This window comes from Microcystis sp. M090S1, assembly GCF_020246295.1.
GTDB lineage: Bacteria > Cyanobacteriota > Cyanobacteriia > Cyanobacteriales > Microcystaceae > Microcystis > Microcystis aeruginosa.
Window position 1 is genome coordinate 1 of the sequence record NZ_JADBTF010000126.1, and the last position, 5,749, is coordinate 5,749.

The 5,749-nt window shown below is 46.1% G+C and carries 5 protein-coding genes; 3 read left to right on the plus strand and 2 right to left on the minus strand.

Annotated features, from left to right (window positions below; all coding sequences use genetic code 11):
* A partial coding sequence (locus IM477_RS05735) for an Ig-like domain-containing protein (protein WP_287730877.1) occupies positions 1 to 1,589 on the plus strand: 1,589 nt, incomplete at its 5' end.
* 163 nt (positions 1,590 to 1,752) lie between these two features.
* Here the strand turns inward: IM477_RS05735 and IM477_RS05740 are convergent.
* Positions 1,753 to 1,941, minus strand: a complete 189-nt coding sequence (locus IM477_RS05740; RefSeq protein ID WP_287730878.1) for a hypothetical protein — start codon at positions 1,939 to 1,941, stop codon at positions 1,753 to 1,755.
* A gap of 428 nt (positions 1,942 to 2,369) precedes the next feature.
* Between IM477_RS05740 and IM477_RS05745 the strand changes: the two genes are divergently transcribed.
* The gene (locus tag IM477_RS05745; protein WP_190720284.1) at positions 2,370 to 2,981 is read left to right on the plus strand and encodes a DUF3318 domain-containing protein; all 612 of its coding nucleotides are present in this window, start codon (positions 2,370 to 2,372) and stop codon (positions 2,979 to 2,981) included.
* A 115-nt stretch (positions 2,982 to 3,096) separates the two neighbouring features.
* Positions 3,097 to 5,208: a DNA helicase RecQ gene (gene recQ / locus IM477_RS05750; protein ID WP_287730879.1), complete on the plus strand. Its 2,112-nt coding sequence runs from the start codon at positions 3,097 to 3,099 to the stop codon at positions 5,206 to 5,208.
* A 156-nt stretch (positions 5,209 to 5,364) separates the two neighbouring features.
* On the opposite strand, the gene IM477_RS05755 is transcribed toward recQ, so the two are convergent.
* Positions 5,365 to 5,505, minus strand: a complete 141-nt coding sequence (locus tag IM477_RS05755; protein WP_002760440.1) for a hypothetical protein — start codon at positions 5,503 to 5,505, stop codon at positions 5,365 to 5,367.
* Positions 5,506 to 5,749: the final 244 nt, after the last annotated feature.

Genomic DNA, 5,749 nt, shown 5'->3' on the forward strand with positions numbered 1-5,749 from the left:
GCGACGTGGCAGGTAACAATGGTGGAGCCGGCTCGGATACGGTGACGATTGACACGCTCAATCCTACCCTTGCAGTCGATATCGTTAATGCTTCCCTGAACGACGGAACTAACAATTCTCTAGTCACCTTTGAATTCAGCGAAGATGTCACCGGTTTTGACAACAGTGATGTGAACGTCAGCGGTGGAACCCTGAGCGACTTCACCCAAGTGGATGGCAACAGCTATACGGCCATCTTCACGGCCGACGATGCTGTGGAAACCACCGGCTCGGTGTCCGTGGCAGCCGATAGCTACACCGACGTGGCAGGCAACACCGGCTCCGCAGGCTCGGATACGGTGACGATTGACACGCTAAATCCGACCCTCGCCGTCAATATCGTTGATACTTCCCTCAACGACGGAACTAACAATTCTCTAGTCAGCTTTGAATTCAGCGAAGATGTCACCGGTTTTGACAACAGTGATGTGAGCGTCAGCGGTGGAACCCTGAGCAACTTCACCGGCAGCGGCAGCAGCTACCAGGCCACGTTCACGGCCGACGATGCTGTGGAAACCACCGGCTCGGTGTCCGTGGCAGCCGATAGCTACACCGACGTGGCAGGCAACACCGGCGGAGCGGGTACGGACACGGTGACGATTGATACCAAAAATCCGACAGTGGGCATCACCTTCGACAGCTCACCGCTCACCAGCCAGAACTTTAGCACTACGGTCACCTTCCAGTTCAGCGAAGCCGTAAGCGGTTTCGCCGCCAGCGATGTGACCCTGACCAACGGGGTGCTGAGCAACTTCACCGGCAGCGGCAGCAGCTACACCGCCACGTTCATCGCCACCAACTTCCAGTCGCCAACGGGAACAGTGGCGGTGTCCAACGACTATTTCGATACCCTTGGCAACCAGGGTGCTGCCAATTCGGCCAACATCGCTATGACCGTGGGCGGCGGTCCTGACCCGAATGATGGTCCGTCTGGAGGCGATAGTGTGATTGGCTCAGGTACAATTGGCGCGGATTCCATCACCGGATCAACCGGTAACGACAACCTTAGCGGCCTCGACGGCGCTGACACCATCAATGGCGGCGACGGCAACGACATTATCAGCGGCGGCAACGGCTACGACATTATCAGGGGCGGCACCGGCAACGACACCATCAGCGGAATCGGCGGCTTTGATCTGATCTACGGCGGGTCCGGCAATGATTCCCTCACTGGTAATAATGGTAATGACACCATCGTCGGCGGGTTCGGCAACGATTCCCTCGCTGGTAGCGGCGGCAACGACACCTTCCAGTTTCTCAGCATCTACGACCAGCAGGATGTGATCACCGACTTCGGCATCGATGCCAACACCATCGTGTTCGATATAACCGGTGCCAGCGCCTTCACGTCCTTGGGTAGCGTGTCTTTGGGAACCACAAACTACACCGACGCCCTTGCAGCTGGCTACCTCATCTACAGCGGTGGGGTACTCTCCTACGATGCCGATGGCTCTGCGGGATCAACCTTCAGTCCGTTGGCGATTGTCTCGTTGACCGGAACTCTCACCCCCACCCTCTCCAACACCAACGTACTGTTCCAGAACCTCTAGCTCAAGCAGGCATTCCCCGCCTTATTTCTCCGGCCCTTGCTGGCCATTATTGCGGGGAATGTTCTTAACTTCTTCTGCTCTGCACCTGCTTACCTGCTCTGGTTTTGAGCCAGTCCGTAGGTTGGGTTGAGCGAATCAATAGGTTAAAGAAAACCTCTCAATTTTAGGGGAAAGCGAAACCCAACATTTCAGTCCGTAGCGACTGTATCGCCAGTTCGTTGATCAGGTTCGGCTTCACCTTCCCGTTAACGTAGTCGCCAGCTTCCGCAAACGCTTTCAGTGTCGCCTCGATAGCGGCGACCTGTTCGGGTGTTACTTGGAGTTGGCAAGATACGGTCAGGACTTGTTTCATCCCCTCATTAATAATAGACCTCTTGTAAAAATAAAAAATTGTTGTTAGGGTTAGGCTTCGGCCGTGAGCTTTTGCGTTCGACAAAAGCTCACGCCGAGGTCCGAACGGAGTCAGTAGTCAGTAGTCAGTAGTCAGGAGAATTAAGAATGAATAATAATCAATTAAACGGTCTATTTCCAGATTTTATGTAATTTAATCCTTGTTTTTGCCGTTTTTGAATCCTCAAAAATTAATTATGCAAGAGGTTTAATCAATACATGAGGATTTTGAGGAAGATGCAAGAATTTATTGGCGATTTTTGGGGCATCGAACCCCTCAAAGCCGAACAGTAGGGACTCACGCGGTTTCGTTGAGAAAATTGTCGGAAAAGAGATATTAGCTCAGAAAGCGATTATACTCAATGATCGAAGACTATTGGCCGGCGATCGATGAACCAAGACAACGAGATTAGTCACTTACTAGACCTCATGCCTGCTTCGGGACGGATGATGACGCGCATTGTCAGCAAACCCGAAAGCACCAAGGTAATCGAAACTAATTTTCCCCTGCCCTGGCAAAGAGGAGTCAGACCGATTCCAATTAATTTTGACCTCTGGCGGCAATTATCAAGACCCCAACGGGATCTAGTCTTGTTAAGGGCCGTCTCTGTTTTAACGGCAGTAAAATGGTTTAAACCCGATCTCGATCGATTAATTGCTCTGGCTGGTATGATCGGTTTAACCGTGGAAACCCTGCAAACCGATGCCGTCGGTATGGCAGTAGCGGGGGGTTTAACTGCCTTGGCAATTAACCGGATTTGGCGAGAAAAACGCAGCCCCCAACGGGAATTAGACGCAGATGAAGCGGCCCTAAAAGTGGCCGTTAGACGCGGTTACACGGAAACCGAGGCCGCTAAGGGTTTATTATCGGCTATTGAGACTATAGCTGAAATTGAGGGGCGATCGAGTCTCAATTTTAACGAGTTATTGCGCTGTCAAAATCTGAAAAAATTAGCCAATCTCTCCTTTGTTGGTGTTCCCGATCAGGTGAGACAATCTTAAGGTCAGTTGTTTTGGCTATCAGCTTTCTTTTTACTGATTACTGATCACTGATCAATGATCACTTAAATCCCTAACCTTAAAATAACTACTATAAAAATATTTTTCCCCTTGCTCAATGGCTGCAATTGACTCTTTAGAAAAAGCCTTAAAATATTACTTTGGCTACGATCAATTTCGACCGAATCAACGCCAAATAATTGAGGCTGCTTTAAACAATCAGGATTTATTAGTAATTATGCCCACCGGAGGCGGTAAATCTCTCTGTTTTCAGCTACCCGCTTTAATCAAAAAAGGGGTGACGGTGGTGGTTTCTCCCCTAATTGCTTTAATGCAGGATCAAGTAACTGCTTTAGCTGATAATGGCATCGGGGCAACATTTCTCAATAGCACTTTAAACGCGAAACAAGTCAGAGAAAGAGAATCTTTAATCCTGCAAGGAAAAATTAAACTGTTATATGTCGCCCCAGAAAGATTATTATCGCCTAGTTTTTTAGATTTTTTAGCTGTTATTGATAATTACCTCGGTTTAGCCTGTTTAGCGGTGGATGAAGCTCACTGTGTCTCCGATTGGGGTCATGATTTTCGCCCTGAATATCGACAAATTAAACAAGTTCGTCAACGCTTTCCCTCCGTGCCAATTCTGGCTTTAACTGCCACCGCTACCCAACAGGTTAGAGAAGATATTATCCAACAATTAGGATTGCGAGATACTTCCATTCATATTGCTAGTTTTAATCGTCATAATCTTTATTATGAAGTTCAACCTAAAACCAGTAAATCCTATCAGCAATTGTATCAATATATTAAAGGACAAAAAGGAGCAGGAATAGTTTACTGTATCAGCCGCAAAACCGTCGATAAAGTTGCTGAACAGTTACAAAAAGATGGTATTAATGCCCTACCCTATCACGCGGGTATGGAGGATCGGGAAAGAAGTAAAAATCAAACCCGTTTTATTCGGGATGATGTGCAGATTATGGTGGCGACAATTGCCTTCGGTATGGGGATTAATAAACCCGATGTGCGCTTTGTCGTTCATTATGATTTACCCCGCAATTTAGAGGGATATTATCAAGAATCTGGCCGCGCCGGTAGGGACGGAGAACCGGCTAAATGTACCCTCTTTTTTAGCTTTGCAGATGCCAGAAAAATTGAGTATTTTATTAACCAAAAAACCGAGCAAAATGAACAACAGAAAGCTCGTCAACAATTGCGACAGGTGTTAGATTATGCTGAAGGGACTGAATGTAGGCGATCGAGCGTACTAGGTTACTTTGGAGAAAGTTTTGCGGGTAACTGTGGTAACTGTGATAACTGTCGCCATGGTAACAATTCCGAGGATTGGACGATCGAAGCACAAAAATTTTTATCCTGTGTGGCGCGGACGGGACAGAAATTCGGTATGATGCACATAATCAACGTACTCAGGGGAGGAAAAGGTGAAAGAATCAGCCAATATCAACATCATTTATTATCTACTTATGGCATCGGTAAAGATAAAACTATGGAGGAGTGGAAACGTTTGAGTCGTTCCCTTGTCCAGCAAAATCTACTGGTAGAAACTGAAGACAATTTTAGAATCTTGAAACTTAATCAACACAGTTGGGAAGTGATGCGGAAACAACGTTCCGTGTTTATTGCCGTCCCCCAGAAAGCTAACGGTCAAATCGTGGGAGACGACAATCCCAATATGGTGGAAAGTGATTTATTATTCGAGCGCTTGCGGCAACTGCGGAAAAAAATTGCCGATAGTCAAGGGGTTCCTCCCTACGTTATTTTCCATGATTCTAGTCTGCGTTTGATGGCCCAATCGAAACCCCGGAATTTGGGGCAGTTTCGTCAAATTTCTGGAGTAGTACACAGTAAAGTACAACAGTATGGGGATATATTTATAGCGGCAATTAATGATTTTTGTCAGGATAGTCTTCCCTCTACTCAATTCCTCACTCTCCAATACTATCAAGATGGGTTGAATGCGGAAGAAATCGCTCGCAAAAGAAGCTTAAAAGTCTCAACCATCTATGAACATTTAGCTAAATTGCTAGAAGCGGGTTACGAAATTGATATTAATCAGTTAGTCTCTAAAAATAAACAGGAATATATTCGTTTAGTGATCGAAAAAGTGGGTGATCGATCCCTGAAAACTCTCAAAGAAAATCTGGGAGATAATTATAGTTATGAGGAAATTAAATTAGTTGTTGCTTGGCAAAGACGACCCCGGCAATAGGGCTAGAGCAACTCTTTTGATGCAACCCTCCACTTTACAGGCAATAGGCAATAAATAATCAGTTTTTAATAACCGGATTTAGTATTACAACCAGTGGGTTAATCCGCTCAAAAATTGCTTTTTCTGGGGTTGAAACATTTTCAACCCCGATTTTTATCATCCAGGAAAAATAACTTCTAGGGGAGCGGGAATCATCTCGCTACGAAAGTCGAGAATCTGGACGAGGATTAAATAGGCAACGGCGATTAAAATCGAAATTGCTCCCGTGATAATGGCGATAATTTTAGCAGAATTCATATAATTAACCGTTAATTTCCTGAGATGATTGATCTATTCCCGCAAAAGCTACCGAAATTTATTCTCATCTACGATTGCGAGCCTAAACAATTTAAACTGAATATCTGGACTTCCCCCGTATAAACATACTAGCTATGGCTAAAAGTCTTACAGAGCCTGAGTTCAAGCAATACAATACCAATGAACTACTGGACACAAAATCCTGAAGTTCTTACGCAGATAGGGTTTGAGGCAAAAATTTTCA

Excerpts from the sequence above, each read along its gene's own strand:
- IM477_RS05740 (WP_287730878.1), bottom strand. The coding sequence starts at position 1,941 with ATGAAACAAGTCCTGACCGTATCTTGCCAACTCCAAGTAACACCCGAA.
- IM477_RS05745 (WP_190720284.1), top strand. The coding sequence starts at position 2,370 with ATGAACCAAGACAACGAGATTAGTCACTTACTAGACCTCATGCCTGCT.
- recQ (WP_287730879.1), top strand. The coding sequence starts at position 3,097 with ATGGCTGCAATTGACTCTTTAGAAAAAGCCTTAAAATATTACTTTGGC.
- IM477_RS05755 (WP_002760440.1), bottom strand. The coding sequence starts at position 5,505 with ATGAATTCTGCTAAAATTATCGCCATTATCACGGGAGCAATTTCGATT.